25 protein-coding genes are annotated in these 22,721 nt (G+C 65.9%); all 25 read left to right on the plus strand.

Going from position 1 to position 22,721, the window contains the following annotated elements:
- Positions 1-138 precede the first annotated feature (138 nt).
- The 25 genes from ABN028_RS08775 to ABN028_RS08895 all read left to right on the plus strand — a co-directional run bounded on the left by ABN028_RS08775 (position 139) and on the right by ABN028_RS08895 (position 22,721).
- Positions 139-1,107 (plus strand): hypothetical protein, encoded by a 969-nt coding sequence (locus tag ABN028_RS08775; RefSeq protein WP_349332056.1) that lies wholly within the window; start codon positions 139-141, stop codon positions 1,105-1,107.
- Between the two features lie 337 nt (positions 1,108-1,444).
- On the plus strand, positions 1,445-1,882 hold the full coding sequence (locus ABN028_RS35310; RefSeq protein ID WP_502879174.1) for a pyrophosphohydrolase domain-containing protein: 438 nt from the start codon (positions 1,445-1,447) through the stop codon (positions 1,880-1,882).
- A 144-nt stretch (positions 1,883-2,026) separates the two neighbouring features.
- Complete coding sequence (locus ABN028_RS08785) at positions 2,027-2,596, plus strand: GNAT family N-acetyltransferase (protein ID WP_349696247.1); 570 nt, start codon at positions 2,027-2,029, stop codon at positions 2,594-2,596.
- 186 nt (positions 2,597-2,782) lie between these two features.
- Complete coding sequence (locus ABN028_RS08790) at positions 2,783-3,625, plus strand: DUF6597 domain-containing transcriptional factor (protein ID WP_349696248.1); 843 nt, start codon at positions 2,783-2,785, stop codon at positions 3,623-3,625.
- A gap of 74 nt (positions 3,626-3,699) precedes the next feature.
- Positions 3,700-4,311, plus strand: a complete 612-nt coding sequence (locus ABN028_RS08795) for a dihydrofolate reductase family protein (protein WP_349696249.1) — start codon at positions 3,700-3,702, stop codon at positions 4,309-4,311.
- Positions 4,312-4,669: 358 nt separating this feature from the next.
- On the plus strand, positions 4,670-5,050 hold the full coding sequence (locus ABN028_RS08800; RefSeq protein WP_349325978.1) for a YbaB/EbfC family nucleoid-associated protein: 381 nt from the start codon (positions 4,670-4,672) through the stop codon (positions 5,048-5,050).
- A 425-nt stretch (positions 5,051-5,475) separates the two neighbouring features.
- A complete protein-coding gene (locus tag ABN028_RS08805; RefSeq protein ID WP_349696250.1) occupies positions 5,476-6,603 on the plus strand; it encodes an IQM protein middle domain-containing protein in 1,128 nt (375 codons plus the stop codon).
- Between the two features lie 9 nt (positions 6,604-6,612).
- The gene (locus ABN028_RS08810; protein WP_349696251.1) at positions 6,613-7,197 is read left to right on the plus strand and encodes a hypothetical protein; all 585 of its coding nucleotides are present in this window, start codon (positions 6,613-6,615) and stop codon (positions 7,195-7,197) included.
- A gap of 390 nt (positions 7,198-7,587) precedes the next feature.
- Positions 7,588-7,743 carry a hypothetical protein gene (locus ABN028_RS08815; RefSeq protein ID WP_349325982.1) on the plus strand — a complete coding sequence of 52 codons (156 nt, stop codon included), beginning with the start codon at positions 7,588-7,590 and terminating at the stop codon, positions 7,741-7,743.
- 138 nt (positions 7,744-7,881) lie between these two features.
- A complete protein-coding gene (locus tag ABN028_RS08820) occupies positions 7,882-8,640 on the plus strand; it encodes a DinB family protein (protein ID WP_349696252.1) in 759 nt (252 codons plus the stop codon).
- A gap of 53 nt (positions 8,641-8,693) precedes the next feature.
- Entirely contained in the window at positions 8,694-9,164 is a 471-nt protein-coding gene (locus ABN028_RS08825) for a DinB family protein (protein ID WP_349696253.1), read from the plus strand.
- A gap of 161 nt (positions 9,165-9,325) precedes the next feature.
- Complete coding sequence (locus ABN028_RS08830) at positions 9,326-9,580, plus strand: hypothetical protein (protein ID WP_349325985.1); 255 nt, start codon at positions 9,326-9,328, stop codon at positions 9,578-9,580.
- Complete coding sequence (locus ABN028_RS08835) at positions 9,577-11,262, plus strand: amidase family protein (protein WP_349696254.1); 1,686 nt, start codon at positions 9,577-9,579, stop codon at positions 11,260-11,262. Before ABN028_RS08830 ends, ABN028_RS08835 begins: the two co-directional genes overlap by 4 nt.
- A 162-nt stretch (positions 11,263-11,424) precedes the next feature.
- Positions 11,425-12,204, plus strand: coding sequence for a GntR family transcriptional regulator (locus ABN028_RS08840; RefSeq protein WP_349696255.1), 780 nt, complete (start codon positions 11,425-11,427; stop codon positions 12,202-12,204).
- Positions 12,205-12,373: 169 nt separating this feature from the next.
- On the plus strand, positions 12,374-13,405 hold the full coding sequence (locus ABN028_RS08845; RefSeq protein ID WP_349696256.1) for an ABC transporter ATP-binding protein: 1,032 nt from the start codon (positions 12,374-12,376) through the stop codon (positions 13,403-13,405).
- Positions 13,406-13,530: 125 nt separating this feature from the next.
- Positions 13,531-15,132, plus strand: a complete 1,602-nt coding sequence (locus ABN028_RS08850; RefSeq protein ID WP_349696257.1) for an ABC transporter substrate-binding protein — start codon at positions 13,531-13,533, stop codon at positions 15,130-15,132.
- 2 nt (positions 15,133-15,134) lie between these two features.
- A complete protein-coding gene (locus ABN028_RS08855; RefSeq protein ID WP_349325990.1) occupies positions 15,135-16,079 on the plus strand; it encodes an ABC transporter permease in 945 nt (314 codons plus the stop codon).
- A gap of 85 nt (positions 16,080-16,164) precedes the next feature.
- A complete protein-coding gene (locus ABN028_RS08860; protein WP_349696258.1) occupies positions 16,165-17,085 on the plus strand; it encodes an ABC transporter permease in 921 nt (306 codons plus the stop codon).
- A gap of 10 nt (positions 17,086-17,095) precedes the next feature.
- Complete coding sequence (locus ABN028_RS08865; RefSeq protein ID WP_349325992.1) at positions 17,096-18,091, plus strand: ABC transporter ATP-binding protein; 996 nt, start codon at positions 17,096-17,098, stop codon at positions 18,089-18,091.
- Entirely contained in the window at positions 18,092-18,286 is a 195-nt protein-coding gene (locus ABN028_RS08870; RefSeq protein ID WP_349325993.1) for a hypothetical protein, read from the plus strand. It begins immediately after the preceding gene.
- A gap of 28 nt (positions 18,287-18,314) precedes the next feature.
- A complete protein-coding gene (locus tag ABN028_RS08875; protein WP_349696259.1) occupies positions 18,315-19,727 on the plus strand; it encodes an amidase in 1,413 nt (470 codons plus the stop codon).
- A 53-nt stretch (positions 19,728-19,780) separates the two neighbouring features.
- Complete coding sequence (locus tag ABN028_RS08880; protein ID WP_349696260.1) at positions 19,781-21,085, plus strand: MFS transporter; 1,305 nt, start codon at positions 19,781-19,783, stop codon at positions 21,083-21,085.
- A gap of 136 nt (positions 21,086-21,221) precedes the next feature.
- Entirely contained in the window at positions 21,222-21,557 is a 336-nt protein-coding gene (locus ABN028_RS08885; protein WP_349325996.1) for a YciI family protein, read from the plus strand.
- 435 nt (positions 21,558-21,992) lie between these two features.
- Positions 21,993-22,166, plus strand: a complete 174-nt coding sequence (locus ABN028_RS08890; RefSeq protein ID WP_349696261.1) for a hypothetical protein — start codon at positions 21,993-21,995, stop codon at positions 22,164-22,166.
- Between the two features lie 150 nt (positions 22,167-22,316).
- Entirely contained in the window at positions 22,317-22,721 is a 405-nt protein-coding gene (locus ABN028_RS08895; RefSeq protein ID WP_349696262.1) for a hypothetical protein, read from the plus strand.

Here is a 22,721-nt window from a genome sequence, read left to right on the forward strand (position 1 = left end):
CAGCTTCATATCGGCTTCATGGACGAGCGTCGGTCGACGCGTTCGAGGTGTTTCCCGTGTACGGACTGAGATCGTTCGGTCGGGCCGCGAGGGTCCAGGGGCGAGGAAGCTTGCCAACCACTGTGCTCTACTTCGGGGATGGTTGAGCAACTGCCGGGTCCCACGCGGGCGGCGAGTTGGCGGCGTGCCGCTGTGCGGCCTGTTCTCGACGCGTATGCCGGCTCCGCAGGTGTCGACGCCGTGATGCTGAGCGGATCTACCGCCCGCGGTGACGCCGACCGCTGGTCCGACACGGAGGTCGGTGTGTTCTGGTGCCGGCCGCCGACGGCGAGAGAACGCGCAGCCGTCGCGCGGGCGGCACGCGCGGCCGACATGCGGACGGTGACCGCCGAGGACGCGAACCCACCCTGGTATGACCACATCTACCTCGGTGCCGGGCGGCCGGACGGGCTGATGGTCGAAGTCGTCCACACGCTGACGGCGGTGGTCCAGGACACCCTCGACACCGTGCTGGGCAGTGACGTTCCGGGCCCTACGAGCTTCGCTCGCGAGGCCCACCCCCGCCACTGCGAACCCGACCCGCCGGGGCTCGACGTCATCAAGGGGATTGTCGACGGCCGCGAGGTCAGCGGGGCACGGGCGGACATCGTTTCCCGGTGGAAGGCACGCGCGGCCTCCTATCCGCGCGGCCTCGCGATCGCAGTCGTCCAACGTGATGGCGCGATCGAACAGTTCTGGCGGTGGCGCATGCTCGTCGAACGCGACAATCCGCTCTTGCTCGCGCGCGAGTTCAGCCGGATCGCGAGCCAGCTGCTGGGCGTCCTGCACGCGCTGAACGGTCGCTACTGCGGACACCCGTCGGCGTTCAAACGCCTCGACTCGCTGGAGCACGACCTGACGCTTGCACCGCGCGGGCTCGCAGCTCGACTGCGTGCGTCATTCACACTGCCCGCACCCGAGGGCGCGGCGGTGCTGCGCGGTCTGGTGGAGGAGACATACGACCTTGTCGAGGTCCACCTGCCCGAAGTGGACGTCGGGCGGCTGCGCTCGCTGTTCCGGTCCGACCGCAGGCCGCTCGAAACCCTGCCCAGGACCCGTGAGCCGTGAATATCGTGGCGCCGTGGATTCCTTCCGGGATACTGCATCCTGCTCGTCGACACGCCGGAGGTTCAGCGGCTTACCGACCTTCCGCGCCGTCGTCGGCGGCGGCGACGCTCTCGGGCCACAACATGAAAGCCTCCGAGCGGAGTTGACGGCCGAGATCGACCGGCTCCGCCTGAGCGGGGACTGGATGCGGTCCGTAGCTTGCATACGAGGAGGACGGCATGTTCCCGGCCGTCGCTCCAGAACGGCGGGCGACGGAACCGTAGACTCGCGCCCGGAACGGACTTTGCGACGACTTGATGCGAGAGGAACTGGTGAAGTGGAAAGGTCGCCGATCGCGATGCTGCGAGAGTTCCACAACGCGTTCGATCTTCCTCGCGCTGAAGTACCCGCATTGCCACACCCAGACGTCGCTGATCTACGCCAGCATCTCTTGGAGGAAGAGGTCGCAGAACTCGCCGCGGCCGTGCAAGCGGGCGGACTCGCTGACATTGCTCATGAGCTGGCTGACGTCATCTACGTAGCGCTTGGCACGGCTGTGACCTACGGCATCGACGTGGATCCGATCCTCGCCGAGATTCACGCGGCGAACATGACGAAGCTAGGACCCGACGGTCGGCCGATTCGTCGGGCTGACGGAAAGGTCCTGAAAGGCGACAACTATCGCGCTCCAGACGTCCGTACTGCACTGCACAGGCAGGGTTGGCGCGATGAGGCTTCTAGCGGTCTGGACGGTCGCCCCGCCCCGGCCGAGGGCGGCCCACGAGGTTGCCCGTAGAACGAGGGCGGGCGTGCGGGACCCCTTACTGACTGATCCCACCCGGCGCGCCCCACGGACCCGACAGACCCCGACGCCACGGCCTGGCAAAGGCGAGTTCGGTCTGCGCGCTCTCGGCAACTCGGCCTGCTAATGTCCGGTCGCATGGACTCGATCTGGGTGGGGGAACGGGTGCGCCTGCGAGGCGTCGAGCCAGAGGAATGGCATCTCGCGGTGGAGTTCGACCAGGACAGCACGGTCACGCGCAACGCGGACAGGCTGCACCCGCCTCGCTCCAAGGCGGGCTACCGCCAGTGGGCCGAGGCCAATGCGGGCACACCAGACGACGACACGTTCAGCGTCGGGATCGAATCGCTCGCCGAACGTCGACTCGTCGGCGGGATGAGCACGAACGGCGTCGACAAGAACGCCGGAGTCTTCTCCTACGGCATCACAATCGGCGCGGACTTCCAGCGATGCGGCTATGCAAGTGATGCGATCATCTTGCTGCTGCGCTACATGTTCGCAGAGCGCCGATTCCAAAAGTGCGACGTCGGCATCTACGCCTACAACACGGCTTCCCTCAAGCTTCATGAGAGGCTCGGCTTTGTCGAGGAGGGACGACGCCGCCGGCACCAGTTCTTCGCTGGGGAGTATCACGACCTGGTACTGATGGGCATGACCATCGAGGAGTACGCCACGGATTACTCGCTCGGTTCCGTCGCGTCCTGCTGATCGCTCCGGAGCGTTCCTGAGCGTGACACGCGGTTGAGGAACCCATGGTCAATCGTGACATGCACGGGGCGTCAGGCCGCCCGTTACGTGCGTAGCGGAGCCGAAGACGGTCGACCGAGGAGGATGGGACCGGAAGCCGGCTCGACCTCCCTCGCGAACTGGACCCTCGTCGGCCACACTGAGTCCATGGAATACGTCGGCCGGGTGCCCGCCCCGCCGCTCGACCGGTTCATCGACGACGTCTACTGCCTTACCGGAGTGCCGCGCCACCGACGGATGAACGTCCCGCCGATGCCATCGGCACACCTGTTCATCAACCTGGGAGGACCCGCCCGCGTGCGGGATTCCGACCCTTCGGTGCCGCCGGCAGTGTTCACCGGTGGCTGGTTCATGGGTGTGTGGACGAGGCGTTTCCTCCTCGAGTACGAAACGCCGGTGCGGCTCGTAGGGGTGCACTTCAAGCCATGGGGGATTTCGCCGTTCGTCGACATGCCGGCGAGCGAGCTGCGGGACCGATGGGTGCCAGTCGACGTGGTTTGGGGACGGACCCTGGACCGGATGCGCGATCGGATCGCCCGTGCCGGGTCGACCGGTGAGATCCTGCACACTCTCGAGGGTGAGCTGCGCTCCCGGCTTGTATCTGCACCGTCGCGCGGCTTGAAGTTGGTCAGCCATACGGCCGGGCGTCTGGAGGCCTCGTGGGGCGCGATCTCGGTCGGGGCGCTTACCGTTGCCGCCGGAGTGAGCGGCAACCACCTGGCCACGCTGTTCAAGTCCCACGTCGGAGTCACCCCGAAGCGGGTGGCGCGGATCTACCGATTCGCGCGGCTGATCCTGTCCGTCGATGCCCTGCGTCCGGTCGACTGGTCGGAGCTCGCTCAAACGGCTGGCTACTTCGACCGGGCTCACTTCAGCAGGGAGTTCAAGGACTTCACCGGCCACACCCCGACGGAATACCTGGCGCTGCGGCGCCGGTTCCCTGCTGAGCCTGGGTTTCCGCCAGACAGCGGCCCGATGCCCGCTGATTGATTTTTTACATGCCCGGTTGCCCTCGAGGACGACATCATCGGCAGCGGATGCGCAAGGAGACCGGAGGAGGCCCGGTGGGCACGGTAATCATGCACAGCGTGGTGTCGGTCGATGGTTTCATCGCCGACGAGAACGACGACGTCGGACCACTCCACGAGTGGTACTTCAACGGGGACACCCCGATCACCGAAAGCGGCGACCAGCAGTACGACCATTCCGGAGCTGGAGCCGGCTTCAAGGCCTCTCGTGTATCGGCGGAGTACGTCCGGCCGATGTGGAAGGCGATCGGCGCGATCGTGATGGGTCGTCACCTGTTCGACCTGGTGAACGGTTGGGAGGGCCACCCGCCCGCAGGCGACCATGTGGTCGTGGTGTCCCACCGGCCCAAGCCCGAAGGCTGGCACCCCGAGGCGTCCTACCATTTCGTCGATGACGTGACAACTGCGATCGACAAGGCCCAGGGGCTTGCCGGGGAGCGGACCGTCAGTGTGAACGCTGGCGAGGTGGGCAGCCAGATCCTCACGGCGGGCCTCGTGGACGAGGTGGCGATGGACGTGGTGCCGGTGGTATTCGGGTCGGGCAAACGCTACTTCGGCAGTATCGAGGGGCAGCATCTACTGGAGGATCCCCACGAGGTTATCCAGGGCGACCGGGTACTACATCTGAGGTTCAAGGTACGCCGCTAGCCCCGGTGGCGTGTGAGGTTTCGCTCCCCAGTCGATGTTGGATCCCGGCGCTGACCGAGCTAAGCCCACGGCCCGAAACACTTTCCATGAGGGAGAGGGCTGCGTCACGACGTCGTGCACCGTCGAGACATCGGTCATCCGAGCTACCACCATTCGTCGCTCTGTCGGCAGGTGACCTTAGCGAGCTGCCGCCGTGAGAGGCAGACAGTCATCCACAGGGTCGCTGCCGTCTCGACTCGACAACGTTGTAAAGGCGGGTTGTCCACACGGGTGGTGATCGTCCGTGGCTCGGATGGCGATATGTCCCCTATGCTCCGTCCTGACATGACCAGGAGACCTGTCGGGGAGGGGGCACGTCATGGGTGGAGAGAACCCGGGTGCGGCTTCTGTTGCGGGGCTGCTGGAGCAGTTGGCAGTTGTCCGTGGGCGTGGTGAGGCCGCGGACGGTCGGGTCGTTGTCGAGCTGGATGGGACCGGCAAGTTGGTGTCGCTGGCGATCGAGCCGAAGGCGATGCGCCTCGGGTCACAGGCCCTCGTCGAGGCGGTCATGAACGCCCACGAAGCGGCGAGAACTGAGGCCAGGGCCAAGGCCCAGGATTCGGCTGCCCCAGTCGAATCTGCGGTCATGCCTGAGGTGAAGGACACCCTCGATCACCTCTCCAGCGACCTCGACAAGACCCTCCAACAGCTGGTCACGATGACCACCGATGCGTTTGCGAAGCTGCCCCGCAAGGACTGACGAGCGGGGCGCGAGCATCGGGCGGTGAAGGGAGTGGGGTTGGTGGCGAAGTTCGAGGACTTGCGCAGCCCGCAGACTGTCTCGACCAGCCCAGGGGGCCAGCGTGCGACGCGGGAGGACTTCGAGCAGCTGCGGTCGAGCGCATCAGCGGTCCACGAATGCGCCGTGGACTTCGAGCGGTCGTTCCAACGGCTCCTACCGACCCTTCGGCAGCGAAATCCCTGGGGAGCGGACGAACCGGGGACGATCTTCGGGATGGCCTACACGGCGCTGTTGGGAAGGCGACGCAGGTGCTCGGTTCGCATGTGGGCCTGCTCCAGGCCGGCGCTAGTGGTCTGGCCACCTGGTCGAAGAACGCTGAGCAAACCGAGGCTGGCAACGCTGAGCGCCTGAACGCTGTTGGTGATGAGTTGGAGCGCTGAGCGGTGGGCCTGTATCTGCCGGACTGGCTCACCGAGCCGGCGGCATGGGTCGGTCTGGACTGGCCGCAGGCCGATGAGGTGCTGCTGGCTGAGGCAGGGCAGGCGTGGTTGGAGTTCGCGGTCTCGTTGATGCCGATCAACGAGGCTGCGGAAAAGGCCGCGGTCGCTGTCTGGGCGGAGAACGACGGCCCTGCGACCGATGCGTTCGAGCGGTGGTGGACAGACGAGCTGGGTCCACGTGAACGACTTTTCGACGACTACGTAGCCGCGATAGCCGTCGGTGCTGCGCTGCTCGCGTTCGCCGCGATCACTCTTGCGGTGAAGCTCGCCTTCATCGTCCAGCTCGTGCAGCTTGTTGTCATCGTCGTCGAGATGGTGATCGCGGGCATCATGACCGGCGGCGGGGCCGCGGCGGCGATTGGCGCGCAGACCGCCGCCATCCGGGTCGCGATCAAAGTCATCACCCAACAACTGGTCAAGTTCGTCACCACTGTCCTCAAAGAAGCACTCCAGCGCGCTGGCCGGCTGTTCAAACGATCAAGGTACGACTACGCCCCAGACACGATGGGACCGGGAAGTGTTCGGTCAGACGTGCGGGACGACACTCCCGGCTGGGGGCCGGCTGGAATCCCTGGCCCGTTGAAGCGTGAGGATCCGTTGTACGCGCAGGGACCCTGGTCGAAGTATCGGGGGGAGAACGACCCGAACAACCCGGATCGCGCGTACTACCCGGACACTGTGAGATACCTGTCGAAGGAGGAGCGTGAGGAGCATCGGCTTGTAGTGCAGGATGGCAAGCTGATCACTACAGACGGCGAACCGTTTGACACCGCGGACGCGTCGACCTTGCGGTCTGGCAGCGACGGTAGGGCCATCTTCGCGATGGATGAGAATGGCAACCTGTATGCCTCTGCCGGCCAGGAGAAGGGCAAGTTCCACCACTCGAGCCTTCTCGGCGGGGAGCCTGCAGTCGCCGCGGGTGAGTTCAAAGTGAAGGACGGCAAGCTGCAGTACTTGAACAACCAGAGTGGCCACTACACTCCGACGGACGGCCAAATCGTTCGAATGATACGAGAACTGCAGCGGCAGGGCCTCGATATCAAAGGAGTGGACTACGGATCAGTGAGATAGGGGAACTGGATGGAAGCGTGGCGCGGCCGGGTGAACGCTGTCACGGACGAGATTGACCTGTTACGGCCGGTTGACGCCGACGTGGTGGCGGATGTAGCCGCTGCGCTGATTGCGCAGCGGCTGTTTCCGCATCCCACGCAGGTCTACTACGACGCGGTGTGTGATGCGTTGACCTCTGGTGAGCGCCTTGCCCGTGAAGCCAACGAAGATGAACACGTCATGCGGGACTACCTCACGCGCCTGCGGGACACGCTTGCCGACAAGCGTCCGTGGCCGGATCCCGCCTACCGAGTGCTCGACCCCACATCGTGGAAGGATCACAGTGCGGGTCGCCCGATAGCGCGGATCGCCTTGCTGAAGAGGAAGGTGTCGGCGAAGTTGAACGGCTTCTTCGAAACGGTTCCGGGGGAGAAGCGCGGCGTGATGCTCGTCAGGCTTAAGACTGGCGACACTGTCGCGCTTCAAGCGCCGGAGGATTTTCGTGAGCCCGGCGTCACCCTGCTCGCCGATACCGACGATCCAGCATCTCTGATTGCCAGGTTCTGCGAACACACGGGGTTCAGCACAGACGACGTAGTAGCGCTGGAACGGTGACCGTATGTTCACGACACAAGCCGCGCGCTGACCTTATCCGGCGCACAGGCGGATCTCGTTGAGCAGCTTCTGAAGCCCGTTTCAGATCGGCGCCCCAGTTCGTGGGTGCGCGGAAGGTGAACGGTAGGTGGGCTTCTTCGATCCTGCTCGTCGGTTCGGCCGGGCCGTGGGTGGGACCAGCGACCGGGCCAGGAGGGCCATCGATCCCGGTCCAGCGGAACGCCCTTGCGGTGGCGGTCAGATGGGGAACCCTTTGTCGGCGAAGAGGGATCCCACGCATGGCTGATCACGCAGTGGCGCCGGCGAGTCGCCGACCGTGACAGGCAACCATGCTTTGCGACACGCCGTTGCGCCTGGACAAACCGCGGTGGGCGAGAGGACGCTCTGCGGATGGCTGACATCGCGGGCGGGAAGCTGACCGGATCCCGGTTCAAAGACGTAGACCTGGCTGACACCGAGGTCCGCAACGTTGACCTCCCCAACGGGCGGCTCCGCGGGGTTGCCTTTGTCGAGGCACGTTCCGTGGCGTGGTCCCGGTCGACGTGAATGTCAGCGGCGAGATCAGCGACCGGCATGGTCCTGGGGTCCCGACAGCTGTGCTGCTCGTTGAGGACAATTCCATCTTCTGCCGCCTCGGCGGCTGGCTTTCGCCTACGGAAGGTGGGCGCTCGATAAGGAGAAGTCATGGCAAAGTTCACCCAGTCCGACGACCTGCAGGGAGCAGAGTTCGTCCGCGCAGGCCTGCATGGCGCCCGGTTCCTCGCGTCCGACCTGTCCAGCGTCGTGATGCGGGGCGTGGATGTGTCGGGGGCGGAGATCGACGCACCGTGGCTCTGCGAGGGCGGGAACTCCTTGCTCGTCAACGACGTCGACGTGGTCCCGTTCGTCGACGCGGAGCTCAACCGTCGCTTCCCTGGCCGCGCCGACCGGCGCGCCAAAGATCCGAACGGCCTGCGCTCCGCCTGGGCCGCGCTCGAGCGCACCTGGGCTGCCACGCTCGAGCGCGCAGCGGCGATGCCGGCTGGCACGGTCGACGTGTCGGTGGCCGGCGAGTGGTCGTTCGCGCAGACGCTGCGGCACCTGGTTCTGGCGACGGACATGTGGCTGGGTCGGGCGGTCCTGGAGATCGAACAGCCGTTCCACCCCATCGGGCTCCTGAACGCCGGCTCCGCAAATGGCGGCTTCGACATGTCGATCTTCACGACGGTCACACCGTCGTACGCCGAGGTTCTCGAGGTCCGGTCGGGTCGCGTCGCGATGATGCGCGACTTCCTCGCCACCGTCACCGCCGACGAGCTGGCCGCGACCCGCAAGAACCCGCACGCTCCCGACTACGAGGAGACCACTCTCTCCTGCCTGCACACGATCTTCGAGGAGGAGTGGGAGCACCACCGCTATGCCGTACGCGACCTCTCCGCGATCGAGGCGAAGTCGGACGCATGACCCGATGACCCAGTAAGTCTCCGGATCCGCCACAGTGACGAAGGGGATAGACGATGAACAGCCTTTTTGAAGAGGAAATTCGCGGACACCACAGCATGCGGGACCACCTGCTGACCGTGGTGTCTGATGCCGATCTCGCCTACAAGCTGCCAGGCCAGAACCCGACGCTGGGCGAATTGCTGGTAGAGATGGGGGACCTCCAGGGCGTGTATACCCATTCTTTCGAGTCGTTCACCCTCGATTGGGCGCACCGCCAACTACCGCCCCCGTCGCCCATCACGATCGCCAGCCTGCGCGCCTGGTTCGAAGCGCAGGACGAGGCCATGAAGACCGCACTGAGCACCTTCACCGAGGAAGAGCTGCGCATCGACCGGATCGACCGCGGGGGCGGTTTCATTGCGTCGCCGTTTGTCCAGCATCAGGTCTACCGTGAGGCGGTGTACATCTCCTACGGCAAGCTGAGCGTGTACCTGAAGGCGCTGGAACGCGACGCCGGCGAGGTGTGGGCAGGCTGGGTGGGGTAGAGAAGGCCTGCGTGAGCAGAGCCGACGTCTCGCCCTCGCGGGCAGCCCTCGGGCCGTTCTCGGAGGGTCAGCGTCCTGCGGGAACTGGCCAGCGCATCAGGTGGCCGCAGCGGAGCTGTCGGTGGCGACGTACTTGACGAACCCCGCCTCGACATGCAGCCGTGCGGGTCGAACAAGGCCGTCATGTGCACAGCAGCGGGGTGGCGGAGTGGCGTGCGCCGGTCGACAACCTCGCGGGAGACCATCGAGGTGAAGTCGTCGGTGAAGGCGGCAAGGAAGTCGGCGTACTTGAGAACGTCGAGCAACTCCAGGGTGCCCCACCGGCGAACGTCCTCGTCCTTGACCGCCTGGAGGTGCTCGGGTTCGGGCCCGGCGGCCAGCCTGCTTGCGGCGGATCAGCCTGCACGAACGCATGAATCCGCAGGTCAGGCCCGGTTTGACAGCTCACGTCGTCGGCGTAACCAAACCAACACTGAGGCGACACGGCGCGGCAACCTCGCGGTCTCACCTTTCTAGCCAACGGGCTGTGAGAGGAGCAGGCATGTTCGCGGTACCGGATCTGGATGAGGTCGTGGCGGCAGCGAAGACGCTGGGAATCCACCTTGGACCCGACGAGGCAGTTCTCTATCGGAAATACCTTCTGCAACACCTGAAGTCGCTGGACGAATTCGTGCAGTCGCGCATGGAAGAAACACCTCCACCGGTCACTTATGCGGCGCGTGGGCCGGGTCATCGTCCGTCGGCCGAGGACGACCCACTCAGCGCGTGGATGTGGAAGTGCGAGATATCCGGCGCCGAGGAAGGGCCGCTCGCCGGCAAGACGGTGAGTTACAAGGACCATATCGCCGTTGCCGGAATCCCCATGACCTTCGGGGCCGCGGCGATGGAGGGGTTCATACCTGACGTCGACGCGACGGTGGTGACCCGCGTGCTCGAGGCCGGCGGCACGATCGTCGGCAAGAACACGATGAACGGACTCACCGGCGGCTTCGGTTTCGGCGGCGCCATCGGTGACTACGAGCGGCCGAAGAACCCGCACAATCCCGAGCACGTGCCGGGCGGCTCGTCCTCAGGCTCGGCGGCAGCGGTCGCGGCGGGAGAGGTGGACATCTCCTTCGGCGGCGACCAGGGCGGGTCCATCCGGATCCCGGCCGCCTGGTCGGGCAACGTCGGGCTCAAGCCGACGTTCGGACTGGTCTCCCACTTCGGCATCGGATTCGGCTCTGACCAGAGCATCGACTACACCGGCCCGATGACCCGGACCGTCGAGGACGCGGCCGCGTCGTTGGAGGTGGTCGCGGGATACGACGGGTTGGATCCGCGCCAGAGTCGCGAGGTCCCCGAACACATGGACGTCATGAGCGGCCTGGCCGAGGGCGTCGACGGCATCCGGATCGGAATCGTCGAGGAGGGATTCGACTCGGCGGAAGAGGACGTCACCGAACTCGTCATGGCGGCGGCCGACAGCCTCGCCGACGCCGGCGCGAAGGTGTCGACGGTCTCGGTGCCGGCCCACCTGCAGGTCAGCAAGGCGGCCATGGCACTCGGCCCCGAAGGCTCCCGGGCGGCCTTCGACACGGGCTTTCTCGGCGTCTACGCCAGGACCTACTACCCGGCGTCGATCATCGCGGCCGTCCACAGGATGCGGACGATGCACGCCGACCTGCTCAACCCCCGCACCAAGCTCAACTACCTGGTGGCGGAGTTCAGCCGACGCAACTTCCATGGCCAGGTCTACGCCAAGGCTCAGAACGTTCGGTCGTCGTTCATCAAGGCCTACGACACCGCCCTGGCCGACGTGGACGTCCTGCTCATGCCAACCTGCATCCTGAAGGCGCCAAAGTATGACCCGCCGACTGGTGAGCTGGAGATTCTCGAGGACGGCATGAACCTGGCGGCCTTCAAGGCGGCACGCAACACCCAGCCGTTCAACTACACGGGCCATCCGGCGCTCGCGGTGCCGTGCGGCAAGTCGGCCGGCCTACCGGTGAGCATGCAGCTGATCGGGCGGATGTTCGAGGATCCACTGTTGCTGAGGGTGGCGTACGCCTTCCAGCAGTCGGTGGCGTACGACGACATCATCGCCGTGACTGCCTGAGCGCGCGACGTAGAGCGGAGCCACACCGATGTCATCGGCGGGTGCGAGATGATCAACCAGCCGTACGCCCACGCGGCGGGCACAGTATCAAGATCAACGCAGGTCTCTCATGCCTTACCTCGGCGTTTCAACCAGGAAATGCCGGTCGGGGAGACTCGGACGGTGTCCACGAGGAAGGACGCTCTCAGCCGAAACCTGTGGCAGAACAGGCATCGGCAGAGTGTGGTGCGCCGGGTACGTGATGTGTTGCGGGCCGAGATCCTCGCGGCGCCGAGCGGTGGGATCCTTCCGAGCGAGGGCGAGCTCGTCGTCGGGCACGGCGTGAGTCGGGGCGTCATCCGCGAGGCGCTCGACCTCCTTCGCTCGGAAGGGTTGATCGAGCGCCTGCAGGGCGCCGGCACATTCGTGGTGGCTCCGCAACGCTCCAACCTTGGTATTGACGTGGCACAAGGCCTCTCTGACGGGCTCGAGTCCGGCCGATCTCGAGTCTCCTGGGACGTCCTTGACCTCGACCGGATACCAGCGCCGTCGCTGGTCGCCGAGCAGTTGCAGCTCGGGAAACCCGGCACCGAGGTCGTCTTTCTCGAACACCTCACCTATCTCGACGGACGTCCACTGGCCGTTCGGTCCCTGTGGTTCCCGATCGACATCGCAGAACCCCTTTTGCGACCGGGGGCCACGCTCACTGTTTCGGTCTACGACCTGCTGGAAACGGTGCTGGGCTGTGACGTGGAGCTGTCCGAACTCAAGCTGCAGGCGATCACGGCCGATCCGGCGACGGCGCCGGTCCTCGGCGTTCCGATCGGAGCACCGCTGCTGCTGATGGAGCGCCTGGTGCGCGGAACGAACGGTCGGCCCATCCAGTACGGCTTCGGCCGGGTGAGGGGTGACCGGTTCGTCGTCGCCAACCGCATGGTCCGCCGACGGCCTCCCGAAGCGTAGTCGGGCAACCGAGCGGTGCGAGGCGACGACGCGGTGCCAGCCGACGAAGCCGGTCGGAGCGCCTGACACACCAACCTTCACAGGAACATGACGGACCGGCGGATTGCCGGCCCGAGTGTCGGCCCTACCCACAAGAAGTCCACAGCCATCGCGAGAAAGGTACGAGCACGTGAGCGTAGCTCTCTTGAACAAGGAGTCCGGCGCCGACCAGGTGAGGTCGGATGTCGCCCTCGAGGTCCGCGACCTGTCGACGGAGTTCCGTACCAACGGCGGATCTCTGCGGGCGGTGAACGACGTCTCGTTTCGTCTGGAGAAGGGCAAGGTTCTCGGGGTCATCGGCGAGTCCGGGAGCGGCAAGAGCGCGATGCTGCGCTCCATTCTCGGCATCCAACCGGACAGCGCTCTGATCACCGGCGAGGTTCTCCTGCACGGTCGGGAGTTGCTGGGCCTGGGCAGGAGCGAGCGGGCAGCCACCCGTGGCCGCGACGTGTCGATGGTGTTCCAGGATCCTCTGACCGCTCTCGATCCCGTCTACACGGTCGAGAAGCAGTTGGTGGAGACGCTGCGTCGGCACCTCAAGCTGAGCAAGGCCCAAGCGCGCCAACGGGCGCTCGAACTGTTGGAGCTGGTGCAGATCCCCTCCCCGGCAGAAAGGCTCAAGGCCTATCCGTTCGAGCTGAGCGGTGGGATGCGCCAGCGGGTGGTCATCGCCATGGCACTCGCCTGTGAACCCAAGGTCCTGCTGGCCGATGAGCCGACGACCGCGCTGGACGTCACTGTGCAGGCGCGGATTCTGCAGCTTCTGCGTGATCTTCAACGGAGCAGGCAGATGGGCGTCGTCATCGTGACGCACGACCTCGCCGTGGCCGCCGAGGTCGCCGACGACCTCGCCGTGATGTACGCCGGCCGGATCGTCGAGATGGGGCCGGTCGACAAGGTGCTCCTCGAGCCCGCCCATCCGTACACCCGTGGCCTGGTGGAGGCCAACGTGCAGCCCAGCCAGGTCGTGCGGCCGCGTGCGATACCCGGCGCGCCGCCGAGCCTCTCGAGGCTGCCGAACGGGTGCTCCTTCGCCCCTCGGTGTGACGTCGCCACGGTCGCGTGCTGGGAGCAGCGACCGGAGCCGATCCCCCTCGCGAACGAACGCTGGAGCCGCTGCCTGCTGACCACCGAGCACTCGGCCGTCCGCAGGGCCAGCTGACAACCGAAAGCAGGAACGACATGGTGGAAGATTCCGACACGGGGAGTCGACTGCGGGCGATGGCCCCGCGTCGCCGCTTGACTTGCCCACGTGCGACGGTCCGAGGACCCCGACGATCTGCGGCCATGGTGGCCGGAGCGGCTCTGATCGTCATGTCCCTTCTCGCCGCCTGTGGCGGCGGTGCCGGTAAGACCAGCGAAGCAAGGGCCAACGGTACGGGCGGCACCCTGCGTATCGCGATGTCCGCCGGCAACATTCCGTTCCCGGCGACGCCGCCGAACGAGGGCTATGAGGGTTACCGCTTCGTTGGCAACAACGTCTATGACGGCCTGACCCACCTCAATGTCGAGCAGGCGGAGAAGATCCCGACTCCGCACCCCGGCCTGGCGACGTCATGGGAGATCTCCGATGACAAGACCCGGTGGACGTTCAAGCTCCGCGAGGGCGTGACGTTCCATGACGGCACGCCGTTCAACGCCGACGCGGTGATCTTCCAGATCAACCGGATGAAGGATCCGGAGTTCGAGTACTACTCCGAGGCAGACGCCCCGCGTGCCGGCAACTTCTTCCGGTTCTTCAAGAGCTGGAAGAAGATCGACGATACGACGATCGAGATCACGACCACCCAGCCCTACGCCTGGCTGTTGTGGGACCTCGCGCACACCTACATCCCGAGCCCGACGGCGGTGAAGAAGTACGGCAACGAGGACTACAACGCGCACGCCAGCGGCACGGGCCCGTTCAAGATCGCGAAGTACGTCGACGGCGAGGTCATGGAACTCGTCGCCAACAATGACTACTGGCGTGGTAGGCCCAAGCTGGACAAGATCGTGTTGCTTCCGCAGCCGGAGCCGGCGGCCCGGATGGCGGCGGTGCAGGCCGGCGAGGTCGACTGGTCGGAGGTTCCTTCGCCCGACGCGTTGGAGCAGCTGAAGGCCGAGGGTTTCCAGGTCCTTCTCGGCAAGTATCCCCACGGCATCATGCCGCGCTTCAACATGTTCCGTCCGCCGTTCAAGGACAACCTCAAGCTGCGCCAGGCGCTCAACTACGCCCTTGACCGCAAGGGCACGGCGGCTCTGATCAACGACGTCGGATATCCGGCAAGTCAGTTCGTCTACGACGGTCATCCCGACTTCACCAGGGACCGGCCGGGCTACAGCTACGACCCGGCGAAGGCGAAGAAGCTCCTGGCCGAAGCGGGATACAAGCCGGGCGAGCTCAAGCTCAAGTTCGGCTACACCACCGGAGGCTCCGGCAACATGTTCCCGGAGCCGATGATGCAGAAGCTCCAGTCCGACTTCAAGGCGATCGGTGTCGACGTCGAACTCGCGCCAATGGAGTGGAACACGCTGCTGACGGTCGGCATCGAAGGTCTGAACACCAAACAGTGGTCCGATCTCGACATCCTCTGGTCGTCGCCAGCGGCCGGAATGACGCCGACGGGCTATGCCTTCTCCTTCCTCTGCGAACGCCCGGGCGGCCTGCCCAACGCGGCCGGAACCTGTGATCCGGACATCGACAAGAACTACCTCGCGGCGGCGGCGACCTTCGACGAGGACGAGCAACACCGCTACCTGCAGAAGATGATGGACGTCACGCTGGACGATGCGTTCTTCCTCTTCTGGATGCACGACCTCAACCTGCGCGTCATGTCGCCGAATGTGCACGGCTACGTGCACCCGCAGTCCTGGTGGGTCGACTTCACGCGGATCTGGGTGGAGGAGTAGCCATGCTGGCGATCGCGTTACGGCGTACGGCCATGGCGATCCCGATCCTGCTGGGGGTCACCGTCATCATCTTCCTGCTGATGACGGTGCTCCCCGGCGACCCGGCCGCAGCCTTCATCGGGGACGACAGCTCGAAGGAGGAGATCGCCAGGATCCGAAGTGACCTCGGCCTCGACGACCCGCTGCCGGTGCGCTACGCGCACTGGTTGGGCGATGCGGTGTCCGGCGACCTCGGCTACTCGCCCTACCGCCGGCGTGAGGTCACCGACCTGCTCGGCCAGGCATGGGTCAACACCGCCGTCCTCGCCGGGTGTTCGGCGGTGTTCGGCCTCACGCTCGGCGTCGTGCTGGGGTTCGCCGCGGGTGTACGCCGCGGCAGCCTCACCGACCGGTTGATCTCCAGCTTCAGCCTCACCGGGCTCAGCATTCCGTCGTTCTTCCTGGCGGTCCTGATGCTGATCCTGTTCTCCGCCACGTTGAACGTCCTTCCCTCAGGCGGGGCGGTGCTGGACGAGGGGCCGGTGGAGTTCCTCCGCCATCTCCTCATGCCGATGATCGCGGGATCTCTTGCCACGGTGGCGATCACCGCACGGGTGACTCGCGCGAGCATCGTGGAGACCTACGGAGCGGACTTCGTTCAGACCCTCCGGGCCAAGGGCCTTGGGACGGTCGACACCATCCGGCACGTTCTGAAGAACGCGATCTCGCCCGTGCTCACAACCTCGGGCCTCCAGATCGGTTACCTGCTTGGCGGTTCGGTCCTGGTCGAGACGATCTTCCGGTGGCCCGGCATGGGCCTGCTGGTGTTCAACGCAATCAGTGCGCGCGACCTGCTGGTCGTGCAGGGCGCGACGCTCGTCATCGCGCTCACCTTCGTCCTGGTGAACCTGGTCGTCGACCTCATGCAGGCGACCATCGATCCGCGCCTCCGGCGGGCAGTCGGATGAGCTCGGCCAGTCGTATGAGGTCGGCCAGTCGTATGAGGTCGGCCAGTCGTATGAGGTCGGCCAGTCGTCGATGGGAGGAGGAACCATGGCGGTAACGGAAGCGTCGGCTCGCACCGTCGAGGAACTACGGGACGCGTGGTACCAGCAGGAGGTCGGCGTCGAGGTCCGGACCTTCTGGTCCGAGACCGCTCGGCGGTTCCTGCGGAGCAAGGCCGGCGTGGGGGCGCTGATCGTCGTGATGCTGCTCGTGGGCTCGGCCATCCTGGCGCCGGTCCTGACGTCGTACGACCCGCTGCTTGGCAATCCGACCGAGCGTCTGCAGGGACTGTTCAGCAAGGGTCACATCCTCGGCACCGACGAGCAGGGCCGCGACATGCTGGCCCGGTTGCTCTACGGCGGGAGACTGTCGCTGGCGGCGGGCTTCATCCCACCGCTGGCGGCGACGATCGTCGGCACGCTGATCGGCACCTGGGCGGGCTTCGTTGGCGGCGTGGTCGGTACGGTGCTGATGCGCACGATGGACATGCTGTACGCCTTTCCGGCGATCCTGCTGGCCATCGCGGTCGGCGCGTCTCTCGGACCCGGTCTGATGAACTCGATCATCGCGGTGTCGATCGTGTTCGTCCCGCCGCTGGCCAGAGTGGCGGAGTCGGCCACCCGTGAGGTGGTCATCCAGGAATACATGGAGGCCGCGCGACTCAGTGGCGCCGGTAGGTTCATGCTGGTCCGCAGCCAGCTGCTGCCCAACGTCCTGAACCCGATCATCGTCTACGCATCAGGGCTTGTTGGTGTCTCGATGATCATCGCGGCCAGCCTCAGCTTCCTCGGCCTGGGATCACAGCCGCCCGCGCCCGAGTGGGGCTACATGTTGAACAGCCTCCGTGGATCGATCTACGTCGCCCCCGTGGTGGTGGCTCTGCCGGGGCTCTTCATCTTCCTCACGTCCGTCGCGTTCAACACCGCCAGCGATGCGCTGCGCGAGGCGATGGACTCCCGGCTCGACTAGGGGAGCGGACATGACAACGACAGATATCGGAACGGATGCAGGCGCCCTGCTCGAGGTGGAGCGGCTCGCCAAGGCGTTCAGCGTCAAGCTCGGCTTGCGCCAGGCGAAGGTCTCCGCGGTAGAAGGCGTGTCCCTGGTGGTGCCGGAAGGCTCGACCCTCGGCATCGTTGGCGAGTCGGGCTGTGGCAAGTCGACCCTGGCGCGGGTCATCCTCGGCCTCTACGCCGCTGACGACGGCCAGATCCGGTTCGACGGCACACCGCTTCCGGCCAGGAAACGGCGCCCACGCAAGGTCGTCGAGCAGATGCAGATGGTCTTCCAGGATCCGTACTCCGCCCTCAACCCACGCGCTTCGATCGGCGAGTCGATCGCCTTTCCCCTTCGTGTGCAGGGCATCGGCAAGGACGAGATCCGGACGCGTGTCTCGAAGGTTCTGGAAGACGTAGGCCTGCACGCCAACTACGCGGGCTACTACCCACACCAGCTCAGTGGTGGCCAGCGCCAGCGGGTCAACATCGCGCGCGCGTTGGCTCTCCAACCCAGGCTGATTGTGCTCGACGAGGCGGTGTCTGCCCTCGACAAGTCGATCCAGGCGCAGATCCTCAACCTGCTCAAGGACCTGCAGGAGACCTACCACCTCACGTACGTCTTCATCAGCCACGATCTCAACGTCGTGGAGTACATGAGTGACCAGGTGGCGGTGATGTACCTCGGCCATGTCGTTGAGAGCTGCAGTGCCGAGGCGTTGTACAGGGAACCGCTACATCCCTACAGCCAGGCACTTCTCGCGTCGATCCCCTCACTCGACCCCACGAAGCGGAAGCTGGAGGAGCCGGTCATCAGCGGAGAGATGCCGAGTCCGCTGAATCCGCCGAGCGGCTGTCGCTTCCGGACCCGTTGTCCCTACGTCATGGACATCTGTTCCGAGCAGCCACCGGCGCTGACCGAGGCCGATCACGCCCACCTGGTGTCGTGCCATCTGCACACATCTACCCAAGGAGGATGAATGGATTCCACCACGAGCACCGAGGTCGTCAAGGGACTCTTGACGGCCGCCCACCTCACCGTGTCGGACGAGGAGTTCGAGCGGATCGTCAGCGTCTACCCCACCATCAGGGCGCAGGCCGATGAGCTGTATCTGCCGGAGCTCGAGATGGAGGATCCGGCGCTCTCGTTCGATCCCGCCGCCCCCTACGCCTGATCGCCCAATACCCCAGATCGGAGGATCGATGTCACACGAACTCCCACTGACGATCAAGGATGCCGCCGCAGCGTTGCGTACGGGTACTTTGACCTCGGTCGAGCTGACGACCGGAATCCTGAAGAAGACCAGCAAGCTCAACGAAGCCCTCGGCACCTACGTCACCGTGACGGAGGAGTCGGCGTTGGAGGCCGCGACCGCGGCGGACAAGGCGTTTGCGGAGGGCGTCGACGCGGGGCCACTGCAGGGGATCCCCCTGGCGGTCAAGGACATCATCGCCACCAGGGACGCGCCGACGACCGCGAACAGCCGGGTGCTCGACCCGGAGTGGGGGAAGGACGTCGATGCGCCCGTCGTGGCGCGGCTGCGTGAGGCAGGGGCGGTGTTCGTCGGCAAGAGCACGACGAGCGAGTTCGCGTGCGGCATGCCCGATCCCGACAAGGGGTTCCTGATCCCGCGCAACTCCTGGAACCTCGACCACACGCCCGGGGGATCGAGTGCGGGTACGGGCAACGGTGTCTCCGCCGGCCTGGCTCTGGGTGGGCTCGGCACGGATACGGGTGGATCGGTGCGCTTCCCGGCGGCGATGAACGGCCACACGGGCCTGAAGGTGACGTTCGGTCGAGTGCCGAAGAACGGCGTCGTTCCCCTGGGTTACACCCTCGACTCGGTGGGTCCGATGGCCCGGAGCGCCTACGACTGTGCGCTGCTACTGGAAGTGATGGCGGGCTACGACCCCGGTGACGTCTACGCCGCGAAGGTGGAGGTTCCGGCATACACAGAAGCACTGACCGGGAGCGTCGAGGGCACGCGCATCGGAGTGCCCATGCCCTACTTCTTCGATGTGGACGGCCTCGACGACGAGGTGCGAGCGGGGGTGCTGGCGGCGGTCGACGTCCTCAAAGAGGCGGGCGCGGCGGTCGCCGAAACCGAGATCCCGTACGCCAAGCAGGCCAAGGTCGCCAACAGCGTGACGATGGCTGCGGAGGCGTACTCCTACCACCGCGACAACCTCGTCCACCGGTGGACCGACTATGGCTGCCACACCCGGATCACGATCGGCCGTGGCGCGCTCTTTTCGGCGGCCGACTATTGGCAGGCACAGCGATTCAGGACGCTCTTCTGCCGCAAGGTCGCCGAGGTGTTCTCGTCGTGCGACGTGATCGTGACGCCGACCTGGGCGAAGCCGGCTCCGCGCAGTGACGAGATGTCGGCCGAGTCGATGATCCACTCGCCGAGCTTCACCGGCCCGTGGAACCTCACCGGCCTCCCGGCGGTCGCCGTTCCGTGCGGCTTCAGTTCCTCGGGGCTTCCGATCTCGATGCAGATCGTGGGCAAGCCGTTCGCCGAAGCCACGGTCCTCCGCGTGGCCGACGCCTACCAGCGGGCGACCGACTGGCATCTGCGAGTCCCGCCCATCGCGTCGCAGTTGGACGCGTGACGGGGGTGTCTGACCCAGCCTCACCTGGCTCGTCTGTGGCACCGGGCCCATCTGTGCCACCGGCCTCATCTGTCGCACCGGGAACGACCATCCGCGAGAGGGCGGTTATCCGCCCTCCTCGCGGTGGTCCCGGACAAGACCAAAGCCCATCGGAAGGTGCGAAGCGGAAGGGCTTCTCGTCCCGGTGGTTCTACGCCAGCATCGCCTCGGGAAGTCTTGGTATGGCGATGACGGCGCCGATCACGGCACTGTACGCGAAGGCGTTGGGAGCGTCCGACAGTCTCGCCGCGCTGATCGTCTCGTCGATGTTCGCGTCGTTTCTCTGCATGGATCTGCTCTGCAGTCGAGTGGTTCCGCGGGTCAACGTCCGGCACGCGCTCGTGGGCGGCTACCTCGTCTTCGGTGTCGGCTCCTTCGTGACGGCGGTGAGCCCCAACCTCACCCTGATGACCGGAGCGCGCGTCCTGCAGGGACTCGCGGTCGCCTTTATCGTGGGCGCGGGCTTCCACACCGCTCTGCGTCTCGCGTCGGCCGGGCGGGAGGGGCGTGAGATCGCACGATTCAATTCCTGCTCCTTCTTCGGGATGACGATCGGCCCACTCATCGTGGGCGCGGTGGCGAGCATCGCGGGCGGGCTCACCGGCATGCGATGGGGCTTCGCGGTCTGCGGTGTCGTCAATGTCGCCACCGCTCTCGTGGCGCGGTTCGCCTTACCGTCGATGCCCGTGGCAGCCCGCCCGGAGTTCGGCCTGCCGCGTCTGCAGGTCTTCCAGGGTTGGCGGACCCGCTCCGCCCTGGCGGCGGCCGGACTGGGGTTCGGCCTGCGGAGCGCGGCCGGCATGACGCTGCTCCCCCTGCTCGGCCACAGCCTGGGCGCCAGCGTCCAGGAGGTGGCGGCGGCGACGATGTGCATGTCGGTCTCCGAGATGGGCGGGATCCTGCTGAGCGGCCGGTTGGCCGATCGGCTCGGACGCAGGCCCGTGGTCGTCATCTCCGCCTGCCTCAGTGTCTTTGCCCTGCTCATCGCACTCGTCGACCTGCCTCTGCTGGGCTACTTCCTGTTGAGTACGGCGATGGGCTTCGTGATGTCGGCCGTCCGGGTGGTCCCGGTCGCGATGATCGTCGACGTGGCGGCTACGAAGGAGGCGGCCGCGATCGGTTGGCGCCTCGCCTGCGATGTCAGCTCCCTCTTGACGGCCGCAGTCACCGGAGCGATGCTCGGCCTGGCGGGCCTGGCCGGTGGTTTCGCCTACGCGGCCGTGATCGCCGCCGTCGTCGGCGTTCTGGCCCTCGTCATCGGAGAGACCCGACGGACCCTGCCCCCACAACCCGCCGCCAGTGCGCACATGACCACGTAGGTCATGCTTCTGGTGGGTGCGCGAGGCACCCACGCCTCGTGGGGCGCGCGTCGTCCGGCGCGTCGAGGGTGAATGGGTGCGGCGTGACAGCAGGTGAAGGCAGGCCGCGGCGGCGGGGCATGTCAGACTCTGCAAGATGAAGTATGCGCTGCTGATCTGTGACGACGAGTCGGTCTCACAGAGCTGTGAGGAACTGAACGCCGATCCGGTGTTTCGGGCATGGGGTGAGGATCTGCAACGGCGCGGCGCCGAACGGTTCGGTGCGCGGTTGCGCCCGGTTGCCGATGCCACGACGATTCGCGTCCGCAACGGCGAGACCCTGGTCTCTGATGGGCCGTTCGCGGAAACGAAGGACCTGGTAGGGGGCATCGTGATCCTCGAGTGCGCCGACCTGGACGAGGCGATCGCTATCGCCGCCGGACACCCGTGGGCGCATCGGGGTTGTGTGGAGATCCGTCCGGTTTGGGAATGACCGCCTCGGGTCAGGGCGTTCACGCCGCGGTAGACGCGGCATACGGGCAGGATTCCCCGCGGCAAGACCACATTGACCGACCCCACTCGACGCCCTCGTGCTGGCCCCGGAACCGGCCCTCCGGGGATTTCCACCACAGCCGCTCGGCCCCCACAGACCATCTGCACGGCGTTTGCATGCGAGAAGGTCAACGGCATCGGTGGCGCATGGCGCGTTGAGCCGGCCGACGCGGGGCGAGGAGGAGCAGCACGGCCAGGATGTCGTAGTGCACGACGACGCTGGCGGGCCAGACGGTTCACGATCTCGCAGACCACGGCGCGTCGCCTGACGATCTGGCTGGCGGAGATCGAGCCGTGGAGATTTTCTGCTGGCATTGTCGAATGCCGTGGTGGCCCGTTCGTCGGTGGGCTAAACCCATCGATGAAAGGGACGACCATGAACGACTACATGATCTACAACCTCGCCAAGCAGCGTCATGCCGATCTCATCCTTGATGAGCTGCACCGTTCGCGGGCGCGCACGTCCCTGGGCCACCGGGGCAGTTGGGTCAGGGTGGCTGCGAGTGCCCAGCAGCGATTCGCGGTCCTCGCCCGCCGGTCGTTTGCCTAGGGCACTCCCCAATCGCGCCGTCCAGCCAAGGATCGAGAGGTCTCCACCATGAGCACACACGCCGCTCAGCCAACGGACAGAACTGATCGTCCGCGCCCGAGGCGAGCCCGGCGCACGGCGGTACTCCGGTTTGCCCGCCACTACGTGGAGATGGTGGCGGTCATGCTCGTGGGGATGGTCGCTTTGGGTCGGTTGGAGTCGCTACTGGCGTCGGCCGTAGGTCGCCCGCATGCCCTGGACGGTACAACGGTTTCGGCGCTGTTGATGGCCGCCAACATGACGGTGGTGGTGGCTGCCTGGATGTGCCTGCGGGGCCACCACATCCGGCTGATCGGCGAAATGGTCGCCGGTATGAACGTGGGTTTCCTGGCAATGGTGCCGCTATGGATTGGCGCGACCAGCCACCACACGCTGATGATGGCCGGGCACGAGCTGATGTTCCTTGGATGCTCGTCGTCATGCTCGCCCGCCGGCAGCACTACTCAGATCACCGACAGTGACCTCCTCCATCGGAGGAACGTCGTCACATCTGGACTCGCGGCCCTGCGGGCATAG

The organism is Actinopolymorpha sp. B17G11, assembly GCF_040196095.1.
GTDB lineage: Bacteria > Actinomycetota > Actinomycetes > Propionibacteriales > Actinopolymorphaceae > Thermasporomyces.